Genomic DNA, 19616 nt, shown 5'->3' with positions numbered 1-19616 from the left:
AGTGGCGATGCCGGTTCTCGCCGGGATCGCCACTCACGAGTCCCTAGTGGACGTGCACCGGTTCCCAAGCGGGGAACGGGTCGGCAGCGGCCGCCGTGTCAGTCAGGCAGCTCTCGAGCGCGTCGAGCAGCGCGGCGTGCTGAAGCCCGACGCCGATGAACACCAGTTCCTGCCGGGGTTCGTCGGCGACGCCCTGCGGTTCGAACCGTGCGACGCTGCCTGCCTGTGACCACAGCCCGAGCGTGCCCGGCCGGGTGCTGAGGCTGAAGAACCCCTTCGACCGCAGCACCGTGCCGAACTCGCCGGAGTCGAGCCGCGAGGTCACGAACTCCCACAACCGCGCCGGATCGAACGCCCGCGCGGAGCGGAACACGACGCTGGAAATGCCGTACTCCTCGGTCTCCGGCACGTGGTCGCCGTTCAGCTCCGCCACCCAGCCCGGCGCCTGCTGCGCGCGTTCAGCGTCGTACCGTCCGGTGCCGAAGACCCGCGCCAGCGGCACCCGGCCGAACTCCGCGGACACGACGTCGGCTGCGGGGTTGAGCCGTCGCAGCGAGGCGAGCAGGCGGTCCCTTTCGGACGGCGTGACCAGGTCGGTCTTGTTCAGCAGCAGCACATCCGCGAACTCGACCTGGTCCATCAGCAGGTCGCTGACCGTCCGCTCGTCGCCGTCGTACTGGTCCAGCCGACGCTCGGCCAGGCTGTCCCCCCGGGCCAGTTCGCGGGCGAAGTTCGCCGCGTCCACCACGGTGACCATCGTGTCCAGCCGCGCCGACGACAGCACCGGAGTGCCGTCGCCGGCGGGGAAGGAGAACGTCGCGGCCACCGGCATCGGCTCGGAGATCCCGCTGGACTCGATGAGCAGATGGTCGAACCGCCCGTCGTCGCACAGCCGCGCGACCTCCTCGAGCAGATCCTCGCGCAGGGTGCAGCAAATGCACCCGTTGGTCATCTCGACCAGCCGCTCGTCGGTCCGCGACACGCTGTCCCGCACGAGCGCGGCGTCGATGTTGACCTCGCTCATGTCGTTCACGATCACCGCGACGCGCAGGCCGTCGCGGTTGGCCAGGATCTGGTTGAGCAGCGTGGTTTTCCCGGCGCCCAGGAATCCGGAAAGGACAGTGACCGGGACGCTCACCGCTCAAGCCGCTGGAAGTGCTTGATCAGCTTGCGCGGCACCAGCTTCCGCTCGCCGTCGACGACGATCGGCACCAGGTCCGGCACGGCCGCCTTCCACTGCGAGCGCCGGGAACGGGTGTTGCTGCGCGACGTTTTCCGCTTCGGGACGGCCATCAGTGCGCGCCCCCGCTCCGGCGCTGCCCGTAGCGGCGGTGGAACTTCTCGACCTGGCCCGCCGAGTCGAGGATCCGCTGGGTGCCGGTCCAGAACGGATGCGACCACGCGCTGATGTCGACCACCACGAGCGGGTAGGTGTTCCCGTCGGACCAGTCGATCGTGCGGTCGGAGGTGGCGGTGGAGCGGGTCAGGAACGCGTCGCCGGTCGACGAGTCCTTGAAGACCACCGGGTGGTAGTCGGGGTGGATGCCGGGTTTCACAGGGTTTCGTCCTTCTGGTTGGCGGCGTTGGCGCGCCGGTCGGGTTCTTCGGTTTCTTCGCAGGGGTCTTCGTGCCAGTCCCCGAACGGGTCGGGGTACGCGCGCCAGGCCGCTTCGCCCTCGGCCAGTTCGGCGTCGGTGAGCAGGGCTGCCCGCAGCGCGCTTTCGATCTCCGCCGGCGCGGCCTGATCGGCGACGATCACCAGTTCCTGCGCGCGGTCGCCGTGCATCGGGTCCCAGCGCAGCGAGGCGAGCGTGCGGCGTTCGGGGGAGACGTCGGCCCAGTCCGGTCCGTCCGGCGAGGCGAGCCACGGCCCGGCGTGCCCGATGCCGAGTCCGCCGCCCGCCGATTCGATCCAGAACGCGACGTCCGGCTGGCTCGCGACCCAGGCCCGGCCGCGGGTGCGGACCACGCCGTCGAGCAGCACGTCGATCGCCTCGTGCAGCCGCTCCGGATGGAATGGGCGCCGCGCGGTGAACCGCAGCAGTTCGATGCCGCAGTCCGGGTGCAGCGGGGGCGCACCGCGCAACAACGCGCCGTGCAGGTCGGTGACCTCGCCGCGCCGGGCGTCGGCGGGGATCGCGGCGAACAGCCCGGCGGCGTCGGTGCGGGCCAGCTCGACACGGGGCACGGACGGCGCGACCCGGTCCAGCACCGCAGAGGATTTGGCCGCACACCAGGCATCCGGGGCGGCTCCGGCGAGCACGAGCACGTCCGCGGATTCCACTTGGGACAGTGCGACCTGGGCGACCGTCCGCTCGTCCTCGGGGCTGCCGTGCAGGCCACGCTCGGCGAGCAGGTCGTCGCCGGTGACGTGGGCGAGCCAGGTTGCGCAGTCGAGCACGGTGAAGACCGCTTCGAGCTCGACGTCGTCGCTCACCGGGCGGTCGCCGACCAGGACGTTGCGGATCGCCCAGCTCACCGGTTCCGGCTCCATCGCCTCGTCGAGCCGCACCACGATGCGGTCGACCTGAGGCATCCGAGCCAGCCGACGCAGCAGCGGCAGCAGGTCCTCGCGCAGCGTGCAGTTGACGCAGCCGTGCGCGAGTTCGAGCGGCGTCAGCTCGTCGCGGCCGCGCAGCCGGATCCGGCGGCGGACGACGCCGGATCCGATGTCGCGCAGGTCGTGGTGGACGACGGCGGTGCCGGGGCTGGCGCGGAGCAGGAGGGCGGCGAGCGCATCGTTCGGGGCCGGGGCGATCCCGCTGCAGAGCACGAGCGGGACACGCGGACGTGGGGGCACTGGATCTCCAGACGACGGGGCGGGTACGGTGACGAGCGTAGTTGAACATGAATGTCACTATCAACTTGGGAGGGTCCGTGTCAGCCGTGTGCCAGGTCACCGGCCGCAAGCCGGGCTACGGCAAGCAGGTCTCGCATTCGCACCGCCGCACCTCGCGGCGCTGGGAGCCGAACCTGCAGACGCGCCGCTACTACGTGCCGAGCCTCGGCCGCTCGGTGCGGCTCAAGGTGTCGGCGAAGGGCATGAAGACGATCGACAAGCGCGGCATCGACGCCGTCGTCGCCGATCTCGTGGCGAAGGGAGTGAAGCTCTAGATGGCGAAAAGCACCGACATCCGGCCGATCGTCAAACTGCGGTCGACCGCGGGGACCGGCTACACGTACGTGACGAAGAAGAACCGCCGCAACAATCCGGACCGGATGGTGCTGCGCAAGTACGACCCGGTGGCGCGCAAGCACGTCGAATTCAAGGAAGAGCGCTGATGGCGAAGAAGTCGAAAATCGCGAAGAACGAGCAGCGGAAAGTGATCGCCGCGCGGTATGTCGAACGCCGGCGCGCGCTCAAGGCGGTGATTGCGTCGCCGTCCGCGTCGCCGGAGGAGAAGGCCGACGCAGTCGTTGCGCTGCAACGCATGCCGCGTGACGCCAGCCGCACGCGCATCCGCAACCGCGACACCGCCGACGGCCGCCCGCGCGGCTACCTGCGGAAATTCGGGCTGTCCCGGGTGCGCATGCGGCAGATGGCGCACAACGGGGAGTTGCCCGGCGTCTCGAAGTCGAGCTGGTGAGCGCCGTGCCTAAACCAGACCGGACGCCGCGCCGCCGCCCGAACCCCTTCCACGCGGCCGGAATCACCAGGGTGGACTGGAAAGACGTCGACCTGTTGCGGAAGTTCATCTCCGACCGCGGCAAGATCCGGGCCCGCCGGGTCACCGGATTGACGCCGCAGCAACAGAAACAGGTGGCGACCGCGATCAAGAACGCGCGGGAGATGGCGCTGCTGCCGTACCCGACGGCGGCGCGGAGCTGAAAAACCGGATGCGGGCAGCGGGCACGGCGCGCGACCATAGCGGTACGAAACGGGCGTCGCACGAGGATGTCCCGGCACCGGAGAGGTGCCCGTCTTGCACGCCCAGCTCACTGTCACGCCTGCCCAGCTGCCCGACATCCTGCTCACGACCGCCGTCGTCCGGCTGGTCTTCCTCTGGGGCGCACCCGGAATCGGGAAGTCGTCGCTGGTCCGGGAATTCGCCGCGGCGCTCGGCCTCGAATGCGTCTCGCTGCTCGGCACCCAGCTCGCGCCGGAGGACCTGATCGGCGTGCCGCAGATCGCCGACGGCCGCAGCCGGTTCTGCCCGCCCGAGCAGATCGCCCGCGACGAGCCGTACTGCCTGTTTCTCGACGAGCTGAACGCCGCGTCGCCGGACGTGCAGAAGGCGTTCTATTCGCTGATCCTCGACCGCCGGATCGGCTCCTACGAGCTGCCGCCCGGTTCGGTGGTGATCGGCGCCGGCAACCGCGCCACCGACCAGGCGCTCGCCCGGCCGATGGCCTCGGCGCTGGTGAACCGGCTGGTCCACCTGCACCTGCGCGCGTCGTCGGGCGACTGGCTCGCCTGGGCGGCGGGCAACGGCATCCACCCGGCGGTGGTCGAGTACCTGACCCAGCGCCCGGACCACCTCTGGAGCCAGCCGCCGAAGACCGAGGAACCGTTCTCCACGCCGCGGTCCTGGCACATGCTGTCCGACCTGCTGCACTCGGCGGGCGATCCGCTCGACGACGAGACCGTCGGGCTGCTCGCGTACGCCACGCTCACCCCGCAGCACGCCGGCGCGTTCCGGTCCTACCTGAAGGTCGCCCGGCACGCCTTCGACCTGGAAGCCATCCTCAAGGGCGACGCGCGCTGGCCCGCCGAGCCGGGCGAGCGCGACCTGCTCTACTTCCTGGCCGAGACGTTCCGCGTCCGGCTGGCCCGCGACCTGCCCGCGGACAAGCGGCACGCGTCGGCGGCGGTGCGGCAGTTCGCGTTCCGGGCGAAGAGCCTGCTGGTCGAACTGGCGGAGATCTCGCTGGAGATGGCGCAGCTGGTCATCTCGGACGACGAGGCGGGCAATCCGCGCCTGCCGTCCTGGTTCCTGGTCGAAGCCGCGCGCGACCTGCCGCGCCTGGTGGCGGCTCGGGCATGAGCGGCGTCCGTCCCGACGGGCGCCTTCGCGAACGCCGGAACAAGGCGATCGACGCGGGCTGGGCGCTGGTCCGCGCGAACACCGTCCTGAAGCGGCTCGCGGAGGGCGCGAGCCTGGACCGCACCAGCCTGACCGGCACCGAGTCCTGGGCAATCGTCGCCGACAACGGCCAGATCACCGCGAACCGTGCCCGCGACGCCGAGCCCGCCGAGTGGGCGTGGGTGTTCGCGCATCTCCTGCTGCACCTCGGCCTCGGCCACCTGGACGAGGAGCAGCTCGCCGAGGCGGACGCGATCACCGCCGACCGGGGCGTGGACGCGGCCTACAGCGCGGCGGGTTGCGTCGCGGTGCACCGGTTCGCGGAGGCGGTGCGGGTCGGCACTCCGTTGCTGCTGCTGCCCGAACTTCCGGGTACCGACGAGCTTTCCCTTGCCCGCGCTTGGCGCGAGACCGGCGTTCCGGAGGCCTTCCGCGCACTGGGCACCGGCGGCGACCGGCCGTGTCTCGCGCTCGCGGAGCCACCGAGCCGGTGGCACGTGCAGTACTACGGGAAATCCGAGCCGTGGACCGAACGGTTCGCGCGCGGCCTGATCGCGTCGGCCACCGAGGCGATGGAGCAGGCCGCCGACGCGCGCGGCCAGACCCGGCACCGGCGGAGCCTGGGCGAGTGGGATCGCGCGCTAGGGTGGTTCGCGTCGTCGTTTCCGCTGCTCGGCGCGGTGGCCGCCGGGTTCACCCTGGTCGTCGATCCCGAAGTGGTCCGCGCCTGGGACATCTCGGTCGCGGCGGTCGACGCCGAACAAGGCGAGATCTATGTCAACCCGCACGCCGCGCTGACCGCCGAGGAATGGCGGTTCGTGCTCGCCCACGAGATGCTGCACGCCGCGCTCCGGCACGACCGCCGGGCGCTCGGCCGCGACCCGTACCTGTGGAACGTCGCTTGCTACTACGTGATCAACGGCTGGCTGGTCGCCCTCGGCGTCGGCGAACTGCCCAGCGACGGACTGCACGATCCGCAGCTCGCGGATCTGTCCGCGGAATCGGTGTACGACACGCTGACCACCGACCTCCGCCGCGCTCGCAAACTGCGCACGCTGGGCGGCCGCGAGGCCGGTGACGTCCTGGGCGACTGGCTGTCCGAGCCGGACGCCGCCGCCCGCCGCTCCTCGCGCCGGGCGGAACCCAAGCCGCTCCCGTGGCGCGAGGGCGACCGGGCCGGCGGCGTCGACCTGGACGAGTTCTATCGCCGCGCGCTCAGCCAAGGGCTGGTCTACCACCACGCGCAGGGCCGCGGCCTGCTGCCGCTCGGGCTGGAGCAGGAGATCCGCGCGCTGGACCATCCGCCGCTGCCGTGGGACGCCCAGCTCGCCCGGTGGTTCGACGAGCACGTCCAGACGGAGCAGCCGGTGCGCAGCTACGCGCGGGCGTCGCGCCGTCAGTCGGCGACGCCGGACATCCCGCGCCCGGGCCGGGTCTTCCCGGAACGGGTCGAGCGCCGCGCGACCTTCGGCGTCGTGCTGGACACGTCCGGCTCGATGAACGCGGAACTGCTCGGCAAAGCACTCGGCGCGATCGCGTCGTACGCGCTGGCCCGCGACGTCCCGGCCGCCCGGGTGGTCTTCTGCGACGCGGCCGCCTACGACGCCGGATACCTTGCGGTGGAGGACATCGCGGGCCGGGTGAAGGTCCGCGGCCGCGGCGGCACCCGGCTGCAACCCGGCGTCGACCTGCTGCGCCGCGCCCCGGACTTCCCGGCGGACGGCCCGGTCCTGATCATCACCGACGCACAGTGCGACCACGTCCGGCCGCTCCGCGAACACGCGTACCTGGTCCCGCGCGGCGCCCGGCTGCCGTTCGTGCCGCGCGGCCCGGTCTTCCGCGTCGAATGAGCCCGAGTCGCGGCAAAGCCTTGCGCGCTAACGGCTGAAACCACTGCGGGAGGTGGCCGCTTGCGTGCCCGAGTGCGGCGGGTCGAGGATGGATCCAGGCCTTCGAAGGCAGTTCTCTGGTTCGGTGCACGTCCCTGTGTCCTATGACGATCTCCTCGGCGATTTCGAGACAAGGGAGTGGAGATGCCGCTCAACGGGAAAAACGCAGCTCTGGTGAATGCTTTGTCCCGCCGCCGTTTTCTGCGAACGGCGGCCGGGGCGGGCCTGCTGGCGGTGAGCGCCGAAATGGTCGGCGCCGTTGTCGCGCGGGCGGCCCCGAGGATTGGCGCCACCCGATTCGGTCCGAACGAGGATTGGACCTCCGGCGCGTATTACGGCTCGCTGGGCACGTTCTTCGCCGACGTGACCGGCGATGGCCGGGCTGATGCGATCGTCGTCAACTTCGACACGCTTACGGTCCGGCGTTCGAATGGTTCGTCCTTTACCCCGAACGAGGATTGGACTGGCGGCCCGTATTACGGTTCCCGTGGCACGTTCTTCGCTGACGTGACGGGTGATGGGCGAGCGGACGCCATCGTCGTCAACAACGACACGGTCACGGTCCGGCGTTCGAATGGTTCGTCGTTTACTCCGAATGAAGATTGGACTGGCGGAGCTTATTACGGCTCGCGCGGCACTTTCTTCGCCGATGTAACTGGCGACGGCCGGGCGGATGCGATCGTGGTGAACGACGACACGGTCACGGTGCGGCGTTCGACCGGTTCCTCGTTCGGTCCGAACGAGGATTGGACCGGTGGCCCTTATTACGGCTCGCGGGGCACCTTCTTCGCGGACGTGACCGGCGACGGCCGGGCCGACGCGATCGTGGTCAACGACGACACCGTGACAGTCCGGCGTTCGACCGGATCGTCGTTCAGCCCCAACGAAGACTGGACCTTCGGCGCGTATTACGGTTCGCGCGGCACGTTCTTCGCCGATGTAACTGGCGACGGCCGAGCGGACGCGATCGTGGTGAACGACGACACGGTCACGGTCCGGCGTTCGACCGGATCCTCCTTCAGCCCCAACGAGGATTGGACTGGCGGCCCCTATTACGGCTCGCGGGGCACTTTCTTCGCCGACGTGACCGGCGATGGCCGGGCCGACGCGATCGTGGTGAACGACGACACGGTGACCGTCCGGCGCTCGGTGTAATCACCTTCTCAACGGGCAACTAGCCCGAAAAGGAGTTCGCATGACAGGCAACCTGCGTCGCCCGGCACTGCTCGCCATGGCTGTTTTCATTGCCGGACTGTCCGCCGCCACACCCAACGCTTTCGCGGCGCCCGGCCGCGCGCCGAGCACCACCGACAGTCAGGCAAACGCGCTCGCCGCCGCTGTCAGACGTCAGGCGGCGGCGCATCCCGCTGCCGCCCGCCATATTTGCTACGCGGCGCACGTCGAGAACATCGGCTGGCAGCAACCGGTGTGCGACGGCGCGGTCGCGGGCACCACCGGGCAGGGCCTTCGGCTGGAAGCCCTGGACATCGTCGTCTCCCAGGTCGGCGGCGTCTGCGCCGCGGCGCATGTGGAGGGCCTGGGATGGGGACCGGTGACGTGCGCCGGGGAGAACACCACTGTCGCCGTCGGCACGGTCGGCCGCGGTCTTCGGCTGGAAGCGCTGCACATCAACGTCAATTCCGGAACGGTGTGCGCCAACGCGCACGTGGAGAACATCGGCTGGCAGGGTGTTTCCTGCGCGTCCGCGCCCTCGTTCGCCTTGGCGGGCACGACCGGCCGGGGCCTGCGCATGGAAGCGATCCAACTGACCGTCTAGGGAACCCGGCAGTTCCCAGCGGCCGAGGCGCCGCACCCGCGCCGCTGGGAACAAACCAGCCCTTACCCGAGTTTCCAAGCCACCGCGTGCGTCTTGTACCCAGTGGTGTCCGCGCTCCCGACCACATACCCGCTGTCGGTGATCCACTCGCCCTTGCTGTGACTGCCGCCCGGCAGAATCCCGAACCGCACGGTGTTCCCGTTGTCGTACCAAACAGTCGCGCGGTTCTGCGAAGCCCCCACCGCGTTCCCGTTCGAGTCGACCCCGGCGACGTCCCCGTCGATGAGATACACATTCCCGTCCGGATCCCACAGCACCGAATCGCGGTCCGGCGGATAGAGATAGCCGCTCCCGGTCACGTATCCGGCGGGGCTGACCTGATTGAGCCAGACCGGATGCGGGCTCGGCCATTGCAGGCGCCGCACGACCCCGTCGCGGTCCCAGGTCACCGGCGCGGAGTTCCCGTGCTCGACGTCGGTCAGGTGCCCGGCGATGGTCCCGTTCCGGTTCATGACGTTGTTCGCGCTGGACCACGCCGTCGGGGCCAGGTCGGTGATCGGACCGCCGTTCACCCATCGCACGGAGTGCGCCTTCGCGGGGTTGGAATCCTGGCCCGAGACGATGGCGCCGTCGGCCGAGATGCCGGTGGCGATGGCCCACGTGTCGCCGGGCAGCGTGCCGAGGTCGGTGACCTGGCCGTTCGGGTCCCAGCGGAACGGGTGCTGCAGGCCGTCCGGCGTCTGCCATTCCCCGACGACCACGCCGGTGTCGCTGATCTTCTCGCCCATCGCGTTGTGGTAACCCGGCGGAAGCGACATCAAGGTCACCTGGCCTGCGGCGTCCCAGCGCGCGGGGATGGCGATGGTCGGCGTCAGCACGTACCCGGCGGCGACGCCCTGGCTGTTGATGGCGCGTGCCTGTCCTTGAGCGGCACCCGGCGTCGGCAGCGCGGTCGGATGCCCGGCGGTGTCCCAGCGGACCGGGTGGTCGAGGCGCGGGTCGCGGCCCACCGACGACGTGCCGACTGCCGTCCCCGCCTCGTTGACCGCCAGCGCCAAGCTTTGGTCGTCCCCGGGCAGCGGAGCGAGGTCCGTCGGCGCGAGCGGATCGGCCTGCGCGGTCCCGGTCGTCGCGCCCGCGAAAACGAGCAGGGCGGCGGCGAGCGAGCACGCGCGTCTTCGTCTGGTCGCACTGTTCCTGGTCATCATGACTCCCCATCTGATCCGGCAGTGTTTGATCCGGCACCGTGCGACAAGCAGTCGTTTCCCGATGCGGCAGTGGTACGACCCGCGCGCGGAATTACTCCCGTAACGCTGGATTTGCCTGCGGACAGCCGACGTATTTTTGCCGTCGTGTTAACCCTGGCGGCCTAGCGGCGTGGCATGACCCACGCCCGGCGTGCGAACCGGTGCCCCGCCCATAAACTTCCGCGCATGGACGACCCGCACTACCTTTCCGGACTGAATCTGACCGGCCGCCGCGTCGTGGTCTTCGGCGGCGGTTCAGTCGCTCAGCGCCGGCTGCCCCGGCTGATCAGCGCGGGCGCCCGCGTCGAACTGGTGTCGCCGCACACGACGCCGTCGGTGCAGGGGATGGCGGACGCGGGGGAGCTGGTCTGGCATCAGCGCCGCTACACCGAGGGCGACCTGCGGGACGCCTGGTACGCGCTGGCGTGCACGAACAGCCCGGAGACCAACGCCGAGATCTGCGCCGAGGCGGAGCGGGAACGCGTCTTCTGCGTCCGCGCCGACGAGGGCGAGTCCGGTTCGGCGGTGACCCCGGCGACCGGACGGCACGGCGGCCTCCTGTTCGGCGTCCTGTCCGGCGGTGAGCCGCTCCGCTCGGCCGCGGTCCGCGATTCGATGCTGGACGGCCTGCACGCGGGCACGATCGAGGACGGCCGCCAGCCGCGTCCGGAAGGCACGCTGCCCGGCGTCGCGCTGGTCGGCGGCGGGCCCGGCGACCCGGACCTGATCACCGTCCGCGCCCGGCGGCTGCTGTCGCGCGCCGACGTCGTGGTCGTCGACCGGCTCGGCCCGCGCGATCTGCTGGACGAGCTCGCGCCGGAGGTCGAGGTCGTCGACGCGGCGAAGATCCCGTACGGCCGCGCGGCGAGCCAGGACGTGATCAACCGGACGCTCGTCGAGAAAGCCAAGGAAGGCAAGTTCGTCGTCCGGCTCAAGGGCGGCGACCCGTACCTGTTCGGCCGCGGCTTCGAAGAGGTCCAGGCGTGCGCCGAAGCGGGCGTTCCGGTGACCATGGTCCCGGGCATCACCTCGGCGTTCGCGGTGCCCGCGGTGGCCGACGTCCCGGTGACCCACCGCGGCGTCGCGCACGAGGTGGTCGTCGTGTCCGGGCACGTCGCGCCGGGCGACGAGCGGTCGCTCGTGGACTGGTCGCTGCTGGCCCGGATGCGCGGCACGATCGTGCTGATGATGGGCGTCGAACGGCTGCCGAAGTTCGCCGCCGCCCTGCTCGAAGGCGGCCGTCCGGGCGACACGCCGGTCGCGGTGATCGAAGACGGGACGATGCGGACCCAGCGAGTCCTGCGGTCGACGCTCGCTTCGGTGGCGGACGAAGCGGCGGCCGCGGGCGTGCGCCCGCCCGCGGTGATCGTGTTCGGCCCGGTCGCCGGACTTGACCGGAATGAGGCCGGATAACGCCAGGCAGCGTGCCATTCGCGCGCGAAGATGTCCGGCATGACCCTGCCTGCCTTGCCCGAGGAGTCCTTCCAGCGCGTGCTCTGCGTCGTGGCGCACCCCGACGACATGGAGTACGGCACGTCCGCGGCGGTCGCACGTTGGACAGCGCGCGGCATCGAGGTCGGGTACCTCCTGCTCACCCGCGGCGAGGCAGGCATGCCGAACCCGCCTGAAGAAACGGCCCGGCTGCGCGTCGCCGAGCAGCGCAACGCCTGCGCGGCCGTCGGCGTCGAGCGGCTGACCGTCCTCGAACATCCGGACGGCGTGCTCGTCTACGGCCTCGACCTGCGCCGCGACATCAGCCGCGAGATCCGCCGGTTCAAGCCCGACGTCGTGCTCGGCTGCGGGTTCGACGTCGAAACGCCCTACGGCTTCGACCAGGCCGACCATCGCGCCGCCGGGCTCGCGACGCTCGACGCGATCCGCGACGCGGGCAACCGGTGGGTCTTCCCGGAGCAGATCGACGACGAGGGCCTGGCTCCGCATTCAGCGCGCTGGTACCTCGTCCCGGGGCTCTCCGGTTCGGGCGCGACGCACGGCGTCGACGTCACCGGCGAGCCGTTGCGGCGCGGCATCGCTTCCCTGGAAGCGCACGCCGCGTACCTGGCCGCGCTGCCGGACCACCCCGCGCCCGCGGACTTCATCCCGCAGTTCGCGGCGATGAGCGGCAAGGACCTGGGCGTCGCGCACGCGGTCCTGTTCCGCGCCCACGACCTGCAGGCACCGCCCGCGTTCCCCGACGCCGACCAGCAGTGACCCGCGACGTTCCGTGAAGGACTCCTTGAGGGAATCAGATTCCCCCAAGGAGTCCTTCACGGAACTTCGGGCTACGGGGCTAGGCGGGGTAGCGGCGGAAGGCGAAGTCCCGGATCGCCGCGCTGAGCCGCTTCGGGTCGAATCGCAGCTCGACCGGGCTGCGGGCCCGCACGAACTCGGCGTTCGGCAGGTCCTCGGCGAGGCTGCCCGCGTCGCCGAACGGGTGGATCGGGTCGCCCTCGTGGCCGATCACCAGCGTCGGCGTCGTGATCGTGCCGCGGATCGACTTGGGCGGCGCGATCCGGCCGAACAGCACGCCGTGCAGCAGCGCGGCCATCGGCGCCGGGTCCTGGCTCAGCGTGTCCGTGATGACGTCGACCCACTGGTTCCCGTGCGGCACCAGGTGCGCGGCCAGCGACACCCCGCGCACCGTCGCGGGCAGGAAGCGCGCGGCGAACAGCAGCGGCGCGAAAGTCAGCAGCCCGGCGACGATCGCGTTGTCCAGCACCGGCATCTCGACCACCAGTCCGCGCGCTCGCGACGGCGCGGCGACGGCCACTTCCAGCGCCACGTTCGCGCCCAGCGAGGTCCCGCCGACCACCGCGTCCTCGATCTCGAGATGGTCGAGGAGCGCGACGGCCTGCTCGCCGAACGCGGGCATCGAATAGCGCCACGACTGCGTCGGCCGGTCGGAATCGCCGTGGCCGAGCAGGTCGAGCGTCACCACGCGAAAACCGGCGCGCGCGAGCCGCCGGGCCAGCGGCGCGTGCATCCGCCGGGTGAACATGATCCCGTGCATCAGCACCACGACGCGGTCGCCGCTGCCGTATTCGGTGTAGCACAGGCGCTGGCCGTCGTGCCGGAACGAACCGGACAGCTCGATCGGCCGGGCCTTGCGGGCCGCCGCGGGTTCCGCCGGCGGGGCGTCGGCGACGGGCACGGGTGCCGGATCCATACGGGCGCCTCCCTCTCCACCTCGGGTCTCCAGGAAAGCATCCCGCAGCCGCGTTGGCACAGTGTCAACCGGATGAGCTGGGGTCGGCCCGATGAGTCAAGATGACCGCATGACCGAACCAGTAGCCGCCCTTCCCGAACTCGCCTCGCTCCGCGTCGACCTCGACGGCCCGGTCGCCGAGGTGACCCTGCTCGGCCCGGGCAAGGGCAACGCGATGGGCCCCGACTTCTGGCGCGAGCTGCCGCAGGTGTTCGCCGCCCTCGACGCCGACCCGCGCGTGCGCGCTGTGGTCCTGACCGGCAGCGGCAAGCACTTCTCCTACGGCCTCGACCTGCCCGCGATGATGGGCAGCTGGGCTCCGCTGCTGGCCGGCGACGCGCTGGCCGGGCCGCGCACCGAGTTCCACCGCGAGGTCCAGCGGCTGCAGCAGGCGGTCAGCTCGATCGCCGAATGCCGCAAGCCGGTGGTCGCCGCCGTGTCCGGCTGGTGCATCGGCGGCGGCGTGGACGTCATCACCGCCGCCGACATCCGCCTGGCCAGCGAGGACGCCAAGTTCAGCGTCCGCGAGGTGAAGGTCGCGATCGTCGCCGACATCGGCAGCCTGCAGCGCCTCGCGCCGATCGTCGGCGAGGGCCACGTCCGCGAACTCGCCCTGACCGGCAAGGACATCGACGCCGCCCGCGCGGAGAAGATCGGCCTGGTCAACGACGTGTACCCGGACCAGGAGACGTTGCTGGCCAAGGCCCGCGAGCTGGCCGCCGAGATCGCCGCGAACCCGCCGCTGGTCGTCCAGGGCACCAAGCAGGTGCTCTCGACGAACACCGAACGCCAGGTCGCCGAAGGCCTGCGCTACGTCGCCGCGTGGAACTCCGCGTTCCTGCCGAGCAAGGACCTCCAGGAAGCCGTCCAGGCCTTTATGGAGCGACGGGCGCCGGAGTTCAAGGGCGAGTAAAACAGGCACGGGAAAGCGAGCACGAGGAGTACGACGTGAGCAACGGCGCTGAGGTCACCGGCTACCAGGCATTCCGCGCGGCGCGGGACTATCTGCAGGCCCATCGCGAGGACTACGAAACTGCCTATCGCGAGTTCGCGTGGCCGCGGCTGGACGAGTTCAACTGGGCGACGGACTGGTTCGACGCCGTCGCGGCGGATCCGGCGAACGCGCAGCGGTACGCGCTGTGGATCGTGGAAGAAGACGGCACCGAGAACCGCTGGACGTTCCCGGAGATGGCGGCCCGGTCCAACCAGGTCGCGAACTGGCTGCGCGGCCTCGGCGTCTCGCGCGGCGACCGGGTGATCGTCATGCTCGGCAACCAGGGCGAGCTGTGGGAGACCATCCTCGCGGCGATCAAGCTGGGCGCCGTCGTGATCCCGGCGTCCACGCTGCTCGGCCCGGCCGACCTGGTGGACCGCGTCGAGCGCGGCAACGCGAAGCACGTCGTCGTGCGCGACGTCGACGCGGAGAAGTTCGCCGACGTCGCTGGCGACTACACGCGGATCGCGGTCGGCGAACCCGTTTCCGGTTGGCACGCCTTCGAAACCGCGTACGCCGAGCCGGCCGAATTCACCCCGGACGGGGTCACCCGCGCCGAGGACCCGCTGCTGCTGTATTTCACCTCGGGCACCACCGCGAAGCCGAAACTCGTGCAGCACACGCACGTTTCGTACCCGGTCGGCCATCTGTCCACAATGTACTGGATCGGGCTGGAACCGGGCGACGTCCACCTCAACATCTCGTCCCCGGGCTGGGCCAAGCACGCGTGGAGCAACTTCTTCGCGCCGTGGAACGCCGAAGCGACCGTGTTCCTGTACAACTACGCGCGGTTCGACGCGGCCGCGCTGATGGCGCAGATGGACCGGTGCGCCGTCACCAGCTTCTGCGCGCCGCCGACGGTGTGGCGGATGCTGATCCAGGCCGACCTCACCGCGCTGCGGACGCCGCCGAAGAAGGTCGTCGGCGCGGGGGAGCCGCTCAACCCCGAGGTGATCGAGCAGGTCGAGAAGGCGTGGGGCGTCACCATCCGGGACGGCTTCGGGCAGACCGAAACCAGCGTCCAGGTCGCGAACACGCCGGGCCAGGACGTCGTGGCCGGTTCGATGGGCCGCCCGCTGCCCGGGTTCGCGGTCGCTCTGGTCGACCCGGTCACCGGCGAGCGCGCGACCGAGGGCGAGATCTGCCTCGACCTCGCGCACCGGCCGGTCGGCCTGATGGCGGGCTACGCGGACGACGACGAGCGCACGTCGGCCGCCTTCGCGGGCGGCTACTACCACACCGGCGACGTCGGTTCGGTCGACGAACGCGGCTACATCACCTACGTCGGCCGCACCGACGACGTCTTCAAGGCGTCGGACTACCGGATCTCGCCGTTCGAGCTGGAGAGCGTCCTGCTGGAGCACGAAGCGGTCGCCGAGGCGGCCGTGGTGCCCGCGCCGGACCCGATCCGGCTGGCCGTGCCGAAGGCGTACGTGGTGCTCACCTCCGGGCACGAGCCGGACGCCGAAACCGCGCGGGCGATCCTCGCGTACGCGCGCGAACACCTCGCGCCGTACAAGCGGATCCGGCGGCTGGAATTCGGGGAGCTGCCGAAGACCATCTCGGGCAAGATCCGCCGGGTCGAACTGCGCGGCCGGGAAGGCGGCGAGCGGCCCGAGGGCGAGTTCCGCGAGGACGACTTCCCGGATCTCAAGTCCTGAGCCGCGGCGGTGGCGCCGGTCCTATTCGGCCGGCACCACCGCCGCCAGCACGGTCTGCTCGCCCTTGCTGCACGTCGTGCCGCCCTGCGCGGCGGGCGGGCCGGAAACGCACAGCCAGCCGTCGACGGTCGCGTTGACCGGGTTGTTCGAGCCCGCGGCCTGCCGGCCGTTGATCGCCTGGTGGAACTTCTTGACCAGCGCCATCGCGTCCGCGCACGGGATGGCTTTGTTGTCGTACACGTACAACGTCATCCCGCTCGCCGCGGTGACGGTGCCGCAGGTGCCCGGATTGACCGGCGGAGCCTGTTTCGACGGCTTCGGCGCGGCCGCGGTGCTGCTGGGGGCGGCCGGCGGGCTGCTCGCGCCCCCGGTCGCCGGCAGCGGCGGGGGAGCGTGCGTGCTCGGCGCTGCCGAGGCGATCGCGGAGGGCGCCGACGGGGCGGCCGCCGGTGGCGCTTGATCCCCCGAACAGGCGGTGAGCGCGGGCAAAACCACCACAGCCGCGCACAGCGGCCCGTACACGGTTTTCGACGGGAGCACCGCGATCCTTTCGCCGGGGTCGCGCCCATTCTGGCCCCTCGCGCCTCGCTGAGCGGCACCGACACACCGGAGCGGGCGTCGTCCAGTCTACTGTGGACGGTTGTTTTCCGGTTCCGGACCGGGAAATCCGCATCGCCGGGGCGCATCGTTCGGAGGAATCCGGCCCGCGGCGGTTAACGCTCGGCGGTCCCGCGCCGACGTAGAGGGCAGGCGCCCCGCGCGTTCCAGGTCCCCGAAGCCCGACGCCAGAGAGCACGAGTCACCGAAAGCATGAGCACCGAAGCCGCCCCCGCAGCCGAGACCGACCTCCCGACCGATCCGCCGACCGAACCCTGCAGCGTGGTGTGGTGCGGCGGCCGCCCCTACGTCCTCGAGGCCGGGGCCGTGCGCCCGCGCTGGGTGGGCACCGACGGCCGCGGCCGTCCGGAAACGCTGAGCACCGCGCAATTGCGGCGCCGCGGCTGGAGCCACCGCCGCGCGGCCGGCCGCCGCCGCTCCCGCTGAGACTTCCGCCGGGGTCGCGTCCGGAACCGGGGAGGAGTCCCGGACGCGACCCGGCGGATCCGCCGGATTCCCCGTCACCGCACCGATTCGCCCGCGCCGTGAGCGGAATCGTTCCAGCCGCGCACCGGCTCCGCCGGATCCCCGCACAGAGTCCCGCACGAGGTCTCGCGGCGGAACATGGCGTTCCGTATAGCGGAACAGTTCGCGCCGGCCTCCCCTCCGGCGGCTGTCCTCGCAGCTTCGACGGCCGCCGCGGCACAACCCCGGCCCCGCCGTTCACCCCGCCGGGACGAACGCCGCGGCTCCGCCCGCTCTAGGCTGGCCGCGTGACCACGGTCCCCGACGAGCCCAAGACCGAGCCCTCCCTGTGGCGGCAGGCGCTCACCATCCCCAACCTGCTGTCGCTGCTGCGGCTGGCGGGCGTCCCGGTGTTCCTCTGGCTGCTGCTCGGCCCGAAAGAGGACGGCTGGGCGCTCGCCCTGCTGATCTTCTCCGCGCTCACCGACTGGCTCGACGGCAAGCTCGCCCGCTGGCTGGACCAGATGTCGCGGCTCGGCCAGCTGCTCGACCCCGCCGCGGACCGGCTCTACATCCTCGCCACGCTCGTCGCCTTCCTGATCCGCGACATCATCCCGTGGTGGGTCGTCGTCCCGCTGGTGCTGCGCGAGCTGGTGCTGGGCGTCTGCGTGATGCTGCTGCGCCGCGGCGGGTTCGCGCCGCCCGAGGTCACCTACATCGGCAAGGGCGCGACCTTCGTCCTCATGTACGCCTTCCCGTTCCTGCTGCTCACGCAAGGCGGCTCGGACGTCGCCGCGGTCGCGCGGCCGATCGCGTACGCGTTCATGGTGTGGGGCGGCGTCCTGTATGTCTGGTCCGGCGCGCTCTACGTCGTGCAGGCGGCTCGCGCGCTGCGCACCCGGTGATGGAAGATTGCCGTCAGCATCGCGAGCACAGCCGGCACCAGGAAGGGGAGCGGCGTTGACCACTCCGGAAGAACTGCGCTACACCGAGGAGCACGAGTGGGTCGCGACCCGCGAGGGTTCGCTCGTGCGGGTGGGGATCACCGAATACGCGCAGGACCAGCTCGGCGACGTCGTGTTCGTCGACCTGCCCGAGGTCGGCAGGCAGGTCGGGGCGGGCGACGCCTTCGGCGAGGTCGAGTCCACGAAGAGCGTCTCCGAGCTGTTCGCGCCGGTCGGCGGCGAGATCGTCGCGGTGAACTCCGCGGTCGCCGAGTCGCCCGAGCTCGTCAACTCCGACCCCTACGGCGAGGGCTGGCTCGTGGAGATCCGGCTCGACGACCCGGCCGGTCTCGAGGCGCTGCTCGAGGCCGAGGCGTACGAGGCTCTGATCAAGGGCTGAGCCGCTCGGCCCGGCGCCGGAGCCTCAAGGGGAGCCCGAGGGTTCCGGGCCGGTCGGGCACGGTACGTTGACAGCTACACGTTCTTGGTCGATGGCAACACTTCATGCGTAGAGGAGAGCTCAGGTGAGCACGAACGACGGGCCCGGCGTTCCCCCGGAGCAGTCTCCGGAGCGGACCTCTGTCTTCCGGGCCGATTTCCTGGCCGACATGGAAGGCCAGCAGGAGTCCGCGCCGGCCGCCGAGGCACCGGTGCAGGGCGTCGACGCCCTGCCGCCGGGTTCCGCCCTCCTGGTCGTGAAGCGCGGGCCCAACGCGGGCTCCCGCTTCCTGCTCGACCGCGACACCACCAGCGCGGGACGGCACCCCGACAGCGACATCTTCCTCGACGACGTCACGGTTTCCCGCCGCCACGCGGAATTCCGGCGCGAGGGCGGGGAGTTCGTCGTGATCGACGTCGGCAGCCTCAACGGCACCTACGTCAACCGCGAGCCGGTCGACCAGGCCGTCCTCGCCGGCGGCGACGAGGTGCAGATCGGCAAGTTCCGCCTGGTCTTCCTGACCGGCCCGGGGCACGGGGGCCAGGGGGCGCAGTGACGGCGGCCGGGCAGCCCGGTCGTCAGGAGGCCCGGCGGGACGGGTTGAGCATCGGGGCGGTGCTCGCGCAGCTGCGCGGGGACTTCCCCGATGTCACGATTTCCAAGATCCGCTTCCTCGAGGCGGAGGGCCTGGTCCGCCCGGGCCGCACGCCCTCGGGGTACCGGCAGTTCGCGCCGGCGGACGTGGAACGCCTGCGGTACGTGCTGTCCGCGCAGCGCGACCACTACCTCCCGCTGAAGGTCATCAAGGAGCAGCTCGACGCGGCCGACGCGGGCGCGCAACCGCCCGCGCCGGTCCCGTCGGCTCCCCAGCTGCCGCGCCGGCTCGTGCCGCTCGGCGACGGGAGCGATCCCGCCGGACTGCCCGCGGCGGCGGACTTCGAGACCGGGCCGGAGCTCCGGCTCACCCAGGAAGACCTGCTGGAGCAGGCGGGAATCGACGACGCGACGCTGGCCGAGCTGTGCCAGTACGGCCTGCTGCGCCCCGGCGCGGCGGGTTTTTTCGGCCCGGAATCGGTGCTGATCGCCCGCACGGTCAAGGCGATGACCGAGTTCGGGCTCGAGCCGCGGCACCTGCGCGCGTTCCGCGCCGCGGCCGACCGCGAGGTCGGCCTGCTGGAGCAGATCGTGACCCCCGCGTACCGGCATCGTGACGCGGACGCGAAAGCCCGCGCGGACGAGGTGGTGCGCGAACTGGCCGCGCTGTCGGTCACGCTGCACACGCTGCTCGTCAAAGCCGGCATCCGCGGCGTCGCCGGCGACTGACCCTGTATGCCCGAGACGCGTTTTCCGTCACTTGTCAATGACTGAACCTCA

General features: G+C 71.2%; 25 protein-coding genes. 18 read left to right on the top strand and 7 right to left on the bottom strand.

Going from position 1 to position 19616, the window contains the following annotated elements; genetic code table 11:
* Window positions 1-43 precede the first annotated feature (43 nt).
* The 4 genes from ABZX37_RS00715 to ABZX37_RS00700 are packed head-to-tail and all read right to left on the bottom strand — an operon-like array spanning window position 44 to window position 2800.
* Complete coding sequence (locus ABZX37_RS00715) at window positions 44-1138, bottom strand: GTP-binding protein (protein ID WP_354734868.1); 1095 nt, start codon at window positions 1136-1138, stop codon at window positions 44-46.
* On the bottom strand, window positions 1135-1293 hold the full coding sequence (gene rpmF, locus ABZX37_RS00710; protein ID WP_354734867.1) for a 50S ribosomal protein L32: 159 nt from the start codon (window positions 1291-1293) through the stop codon (window positions 1135-1137). Before rpmF ends, ABZX37_RS00715 begins: the two co-directional genes overlap by 4 nt.
* Entirely contained in the window at window positions 1293-1556 is a 264-nt protein-coding gene (locus ABZX37_RS00705) for a type B 50S ribosomal protein L31 (protein ID WP_354734866.1), read from the bottom strand. The genes rpmF and ABZX37_RS00705 overlap by 1 nt, the downstream gene beginning before the upstream one ends.
* The gene (locus tag ABZX37_RS00700) at window positions 1553-2800 is read right to left on the bottom strand and encodes a GTP-binding protein (protein ID WP_354734865.1); all 1248 of its coding nucleotides are present in this window, start codon (window positions 2798-2800) and stop codon (window positions 1553-1555) included. The genes ABZX37_RS00705 and ABZX37_RS00700 overlap by 4 nt, the downstream gene beginning before the upstream one ends.
* 77 nt (window positions 2801-2877) lie before the next feature.
* Here ABZX37_RS00700 and rpmB point away from each other — a divergent pair, with 77 nt between their 5' ends.
* From rpmB to ABZX37_RS00660, 8 genes are all read left to right on the top strand, one after another.
* Window positions 2878-3114 (top strand): 50S ribosomal protein L28, encoded by a 237-nt coding sequence (gene rpmB, locus ABZX37_RS00695; protein ID WP_354734864.1) that lies wholly within the window; start codon window positions 2878-2880, stop codon window positions 3112-3114.
* On the top strand, window positions 3115-3282 hold the full coding sequence (rpmG, locus tag ABZX37_RS00690; RefSeq protein ID WP_037805699.1) for a 50S ribosomal protein L33: 168 nt from the start codon (window positions 3115-3117) through the stop codon (window positions 3280-3282).
* Complete coding sequence (gene rpsN / locus ABZX37_RS00685; RefSeq protein ID WP_354734863.1) at window positions 3282-3587, top strand: 30S ribosomal protein S14; 306 nt, start codon at window positions 3282-3284, stop codon at window positions 3585-3587. The genes rpmG and rpsN overlap by 1 nt, the downstream gene beginning before the upstream one ends.
* Complete coding sequence (gene rpsR, locus ABZX37_RS00680) at window positions 3584-3829, top strand: 30S ribosomal protein S18 (protein ID WP_354734862.1); 246 nt, start codon at window positions 3584-3586, stop codon at window positions 3827-3829. The genes rpsN and rpsR overlap by 4 nt, the downstream gene beginning before the upstream one ends.
* Before the next feature lie 94 nt (window positions 3830-3923).
* Entirely contained in the window at window positions 3924-4985 is a 1062-nt protein-coding gene (locus ABZX37_RS00675) for a MoxR family ATPase (RefSeq protein WP_354734861.1), read from the top strand.
* Entirely contained in the window at window positions 4982-6874 is a 1893-nt protein-coding gene (locus ABZX37_RS00670; RefSeq protein WP_354734860.1) for a hypothetical protein, read from the top strand. The genes ABZX37_RS00675 and ABZX37_RS00670 overlap by 4 nt, the downstream gene beginning before the upstream one ends.
* Window positions 6875-7057: 183 nt before the next feature.
* Window positions 7058-8068, top strand: coding sequence for an FG-GAP-like repeat-containing protein (locus ABZX37_RS00665; protein ID WP_354734859.1), 1011 nt, complete (start codon window positions 7058-7060; stop codon window positions 8066-8068).
* 40 nt (window positions 8069-8108) lie between these two features.
* Window positions 8109-8690: a hypothetical protein gene (locus ABZX37_RS00660; RefSeq protein ID WP_354734858.1), complete on the top strand. Its 582-nt coding sequence runs from the start codon at window positions 8109-8111 to the stop codon at window positions 8688-8690.
* A 62-nt stretch (window positions 8691-8752) separates the two neighbouring features.
* Here the strand turns inward: ABZX37_RS00660 and ABZX37_RS00655 are convergent, their stop codons facing one another.
* On the bottom strand, window positions 8753-9895 hold the full coding sequence (locus tag ABZX37_RS00655) for an HAF repeat-containing protein (RefSeq protein ID WP_354734857.1): 1143 nt from the start codon (window positions 9893-9895) through the stop codon (window positions 8753-8755).
* Between the two features lie 228 nt (window positions 9896-10123).
* Here ABZX37_RS00655 and cobA point away from each other — a divergent pair, with 228 nt between their 5' ends.
* A complete protein-coding gene (cobA, locus tag ABZX37_RS00650; RefSeq protein WP_354734856.1) occupies window positions 10124-11350 on the top strand; it encodes a uroporphyrinogen-III C-methyltransferase in 1227 nt (408 codons plus the stop codon).
* 30 nt (window positions 11351-11380) lie between these two features.
* Window positions 11381-12148 carry a PIG-L deacetylase family protein gene (locus tag ABZX37_RS00645; protein WP_354734855.1) on the top strand — a complete coding sequence of 256 codons (768 nt, stop codon included), beginning with the start codon at window positions 11381-11383 and terminating at the stop codon, window positions 12146-12148.
* A gap of 79 nt (window positions 12149-12227) precedes the next feature.
* Here the strand turns inward: ABZX37_RS00645 and ABZX37_RS00640 are convergent, their stop codons facing one another.
* Window positions 12228-13103 (bottom strand): alpha/beta fold hydrolase, encoded by an 876-nt coding sequence (locus ABZX37_RS00640; protein WP_354734854.1) that lies wholly within the window; start codon window positions 13101-13103, stop codon window positions 12228-12230.
* A gap of 109 nt (window positions 13104-13212) precedes the next feature.
* Between ABZX37_RS00640 and ABZX37_RS00635 the strand changes: the two genes are divergently transcribed.
* Together ABZX37_RS00635 and ABZX37_RS00630 are read left to right on the top strand one after the other, a co-directional pair.
* Window positions 13213-14055 (top strand): crotonase/enoyl-CoA hydratase family protein, encoded by an 843-nt coding sequence (locus tag ABZX37_RS00635; RefSeq protein WP_354734853.1) that lies wholly within the window; start codon window positions 13213-13215, stop codon window positions 14053-14055.
* Window positions 14056-14090: 35 nt separating this feature from the next.
* The gene (locus ABZX37_RS00630; protein ID WP_354734852.1) at window positions 14091-15797 is read left to right on the top strand and encodes an AMP-binding protein; all 1707 of its coding nucleotides are present in this window, start codon (window positions 14091-14093) and stop codon (window positions 15795-15797) included.
* A gap of 21 nt (window positions 15798-15818) precedes the next feature.
* Here the strand turns inward: ABZX37_RS00630 and ABZX37_RS00625 are convergent, their stop codons facing one another.
* Window positions 15819-16049 carry a hypothetical protein gene (locus ABZX37_RS00625; protein WP_037714276.1) on the bottom strand — a complete coding sequence of 77 codons (231 nt, stop codon included), beginning with the start codon at window positions 16047-16049 and terminating at the stop codon, window positions 15819-15821.
* Between ABZX37_RS00625 and ABZX37_RS00620 the strand changes: the two genes are divergently transcribed.
* The 6 genes from ABZX37_RS00620 to ABZX37_RS00595 all read left to right on the top strand — a co-directional run bounded on the left by ABZX37_RS00620 (window position 16027) and on the right by ABZX37_RS00595 (window position 19565).
* Window positions 16027-16257 (top strand): hypothetical protein, encoded by a 231-nt coding sequence (locus ABZX37_RS00620; protein ID WP_354734851.1) that lies wholly within the window; start codon window positions 16027-16029, stop codon window positions 16255-16257. The genes ABZX37_RS00625 and ABZX37_RS00620 overlap by 23 nt on opposite strands.
* A gap of 350 nt (window positions 16258-16607) precedes the next feature.
* Window positions 16608-16841: a hypothetical protein gene (locus tag ABZX37_RS00615; protein ID WP_354734850.1), complete on the top strand. Its 234-nt coding sequence runs from the start codon at window positions 16608-16610 to the stop codon at window positions 16839-16841.
* Window positions 16842-17167: 326 nt separating this feature from the next.
* Entirely contained in the window at window positions 17168-17764 is a 597-nt protein-coding gene (locus ABZX37_RS00610) for a CDP-alcohol phosphatidyltransferase family protein (RefSeq protein ID WP_354734849.1), read from the top strand.
* Window positions 17765-17819: 55 nt separating this feature from the next.
* Window positions 17820-18203 carry a glycine cleavage system protein GcvH gene (gene gcvH, locus ABZX37_RS00605; RefSeq protein ID WP_354734848.1) on the top strand — a complete coding sequence of 128 codons (384 nt, stop codon included), beginning with the start codon at window positions 17820-17822 and terminating at the stop codon, window positions 18201-18203.
* 124 nt (window positions 18204-18327) lie between these two features.
* A complete protein-coding gene (gene garA, locus ABZX37_RS00600; RefSeq protein ID WP_009078859.1) occupies window positions 18328-18798 on the top strand; it encodes a glycogen accumulation regulator GarA in 471 nt (156 codons plus the stop codon).
* Window positions 18795-19565 (top strand): MerR family transcriptional regulator, encoded by a 771-nt coding sequence (locus ABZX37_RS00595; protein ID WP_354734847.1) that lies wholly within the window; start codon window positions 18795-18797, stop codon window positions 19563-19565. The genes garA and ABZX37_RS00595 overlap by 4 nt, the downstream gene beginning before the upstream one ends.
* The last annotated feature ends 51 nt before the right edge of the window (window positions 19566-19616 follow it).

Source organism: Amycolatopsis sp. NPDC004079, from assembly GCF_040610415.1.
GTDB lineage: Bacteria > Actinomycetota > Actinomycetes > Mycobacteriales > Pseudonocardiaceae > Amycolatopsis > Amycolatopsis halotolerans.
This window is presented reverse-complemented; position numbering and strand designations above follow the sequence as displayed.

Excerpts from the sequence above, each read along its gene's own strand:
- ABZX37_RS00625 (WP_037714276.1), bottom strand. The coding sequence starts at position 16,049 with ATGACGTTGTACGTGTACGACAACAAAGCCATCCCGTGCGCGGACGCG.
- ABZX37_RS00615 (WP_354734850.1), top strand. The coding sequence starts at position 16,608 with ATGAGCACCGAAGCCGCCCCCGCAGCCGAGACCGACCTCCCGACCGAT.
- rpmG (WP_037805699.1), top strand. The coding sequence starts at position 3,115 with ATGGCGAAAAGCACCGACATCCGGCCGATCGTCAAACTGCGGTCGACC.
- rpsN (WP_354734863.1), top strand. The coding sequence starts at position 3,282 with ATGGCGAAGAAGTCGAAAATCGCGAAGAACGAGCAGCGGAAAGTGATC.
- ABZX37_RS00635 (WP_354734853.1), top strand. The coding sequence starts at position 13,213 with ATGACCGAACCAGTAGCCGCCCTTCCCGAACTCGCCTCGCTCCGCGTC.
- ABZX37_RS00640 (WP_354734854.1), bottom strand. The coding sequence starts at position 13,103 with ATGGATCCGGCACCCGTGCCCGTCGCCGACGCCCCGCCGGCGGAACCC.
- ABZX37_RS00670 (WP_354734860.1), top strand. The coding sequence starts at position 4,982 with ATGAGCGGCGTCCGTCCCGACGGGCGCCTTCGCGAACGCCGGAACAAG.
- cobA (WP_354734856.1), top strand. The coding sequence starts at position 10,124 with ATGGACGACCCGCACTACCTTTCCGGACTGAATCTGACCGGCCGCCGC.
- ABZX37_RS00660 (WP_354734858.1), top strand. The coding sequence starts at position 8,109 with ATGACAGGCAACCTGCGTCGCCCGGCACTGCTCGCCATGGCTGTTTTC.
- ABZX37_RS00665 (WP_354734859.1), top strand. The coding sequence starts at position 7,058 with ATGCCGCTCAACGGGAAAAACGCAGCTCTGGTGAATGCTTTGTCCCGC.
- rpmF (WP_354734867.1), bottom strand. The coding sequence starts at position 1,293 with ATGGCCGTCCCGAAGCGGAAAACGTCGCGCAGCAACACCCGTTCCCGG.
- ABZX37_RS00645 (WP_354734855.1), top strand. The coding sequence starts at position 11,381 with ATGTCCGGCATGACCCTGCCTGCCTTGCCCGAGGAGTCCTTCCAGCGC.
- ABZX37_RS00655 (WP_354734857.1), bottom strand. The coding sequence starts at position 9,895 with ATGACCAGGAACAGTGCGACCAGACGAAGACGCGCGTGCTCGCTCGCC.